This is a genomic window from Actinophytocola sp., from assembly GCF_035712165.1.
Taxonomy (GTDB): domain Bacteria; phylum Actinomycetota; class Actinomycetes; order Mycobacteriales; family Pseudonocardiaceae; genus DASYTH01.
On the sequence record NZ_DASTBH010000112.1, the window covers coordinates 1 to 2,171 of the forward strand.

Genomic DNA, 2,171 nt, shown 5'->3' on the forward strand with positions numbered 1-2,171 from the left:
GTGCCGCGCTGGTGAGCGCGAGCACGACGAAGCCGCCGGAGACCAGGGTGCGCACGGTGATCCGGGTGGCCAGGCGTTGGCCGAGCGCGGTGCCCAGGCCGGTGATCACGCCCTGCGGGAGCAGCGCGAGCCCGGTGGCGAAGGCGCTGTGGCCCTGCACGGTCTGGGTGAACACCGGCAGCAGGAACACCGCGGCGAAGGCCACCACCGAGGACAGCACGCTGAGCACCAATGCCAGGGCGGACTGCCGGTGCCGCAGCAGCGCGAGGTCGACGGCCGGCTCGGCGCGTCGCCGCGCCCACAGCAGGTAGCCCAGCAGCAACGCCGCCCCGGCGGTCACCGGGGCGGCGACCTGTGCGGCGGCCCAACCCAGCACCGCTGCCCGGCTGGATCCGTAGAGGGCCAGGGTGAGTCCGGCGGCGAGCAGGGTGAGCCCGAACGGGTCGAACCGGGCCTGCGGGTCGGGGTCGGGGGCCAGGTCGGCCGGCACCGCCCGCAGCCCGAGCAGCCCGGCCACGCCCAGCGGCAGGTTGACCAGGAAGATCAACGGCCAGCCGCCGGCGGCGATGAGCAGCCCGCCCGCGGTCGGGCCGAGCGCCGGGGCCAGGAAGAACAGCAGGCCGGCGGCGATCGGGATGCGCCGGCCCGGGCCCTGCCCGCCCAGCAGCAGGCTCATCGCCAGCGGCACCAGCGGGGCGCCCGCGAGACCCTGCGCCGCCCGCGCGGCGACCAGCAGCCCGAGGCTCGGCGCCACCGCGCAGGCCAGCGAGGCGAGCAGGAACGCGACCAGGCTCACCCGGTAGGTGCGCAGTGTGCCGAACCGCCGGGCCAGGAACGCCGAGGCCGCCAGGCCCGCGGCGAGCGCGAGCAGGTAACCGGAGACCACCCATTGCGCGTCGTCGAGCGGCGCGCCGAGCTCGCGGGCGATGTCGGCGACGGCGACGTTGACGATGCTGGAGTCGACCATGGTCAACAGCGGGCCGATCACCAGCCCGAGCTGGGCCGCCCAGCCCGGCCCGCCGGTCCTCACCCCGACTCCCCGCTCAACCGGCCGAGCTCGGCGAGCCAGTCCCGCTCCCGTTGGGTGCGCCCGATCAGCTCGGCGAGCACCCGCCCGCCCCACCGCCGGTGCTCGGCATCGGTCTCGGTGTGCGCGGCGAGCCCCTGCAGGTGCTCCAGCCGCGCGGACAGCGCCGCGTCGCGGCGGGCCAGGATCGCGTGCCGCTCGGTCGGGTCGAGCTCGTCGAACAGCCCCAGCCGGGACAGGAACTCCTCCTCGCTGCCGGCCAGCTCGACGGGCAGCTCGGCGATCATGTCGTGCAGCTGCTCGCGGCCGTCGTCGGTGAGCTCGTAGATGTGCCGGGGCGGGCGGCCTTCCTGCTGCACGGCGGTCTTGCGCACCGCCCCGGACTCCTCGAACCGTCGCAGCGCCGGATAGAGCGTGTTGTTGTTCAGGGTGAACGCCGTGGTCGCGGAGACCTTGCGCTTGAGCTCGTAGCCGTGCACCGGCCCGGTGCGCAGGTGACTCAGAATCAATAGGTCCAAGTACACTAGGTTACGATAACATAGGTCAGCCTGGACAATCGTGCGTCATGATTCGGCGAGTTCGGCGAGTCGGTCGAGGGAGGCCCGGAGCTTGTCCTCGGTGGTGGCGCGGGCGCGGTCGAGGCGTTTGGGGTCGGTCAGCCCCGACCAGTCATAGGTGTGGGTGACCCTGGTCCGGGCTTGGCCGAGGGGTTCGAGCTCCCAGCGCCACAGGTGCCCGGGCGGCTCGCGGTCCGGTTCGGACGGACGCCAGGCGATGCGCCGGCCCTCCTCGAACTCCACCACGTGGTTGTCCCGCACGGTGCCCCGGGTGAGCGTCATCGTGAACGTCTGCCCCGTGCCGCGCACGCGCTGGCCGGTGGGAGCTTCGGCGAGGTTGTCGTTGCCGTCCCAGCGCGGCTGTTGCGACGGGTCCGCGATCAGCTCGAAGATCTCTTCGGCGCTGGCGGCGATCTCGCGGTGGACGGTCACGACCTTGGCAGGTTCGGTGTCGGCGGGCACCGCCTGATTCAAGCACCCGCGCCACGAATCCGTTGGGCGGTCAGGCGACGACCCGCACGGTGTCGAGGTTGTCGTCGGCGACGTCGGGGATGTACATGCCCGCGGGCAGGCAGGTGCAGGGGCTT

General features: G+C 73.2%; 3 protein-coding genes. All 3 read right to left on the reverse strand.

All coding sequences use genetic code 11. From position 1 onward, the window contains the following. On the reverse strand, positions 1-1,030 hold a 1,030-nt coding region (locus VFO68_RS05715; RefSeq protein ID WP_325157099.1), incomplete at its 3' end, for an MFS transporter. Beyond that, on the reverse strand, positions 1,027-1,551 hold the full coding sequence (locus VFO68_RS05720; protein ID WP_325157100.1) for a PadR family transcriptional regulator: 525 nt from the start codon (positions 1,549-1,551) through the stop codon (positions 1,027-1,029). The genes VFO68_RS05720 and VFO68_RS05715, both read right to left, overlap by 4 nt. Before the next feature lie 39 nt (positions 1,552-1,590). Further along, complete coding sequence (locus VFO68_RS05725) at positions 1,591-2,046, reverse strand: SRPBCC family protein (RefSeq protein WP_325157101.1); 456 nt, start codon at positions 2,044-2,046, stop codon at positions 1,591-1,593. Between the last annotated feature and the right edge of the window lie 125 nt (positions 2,047-2,171).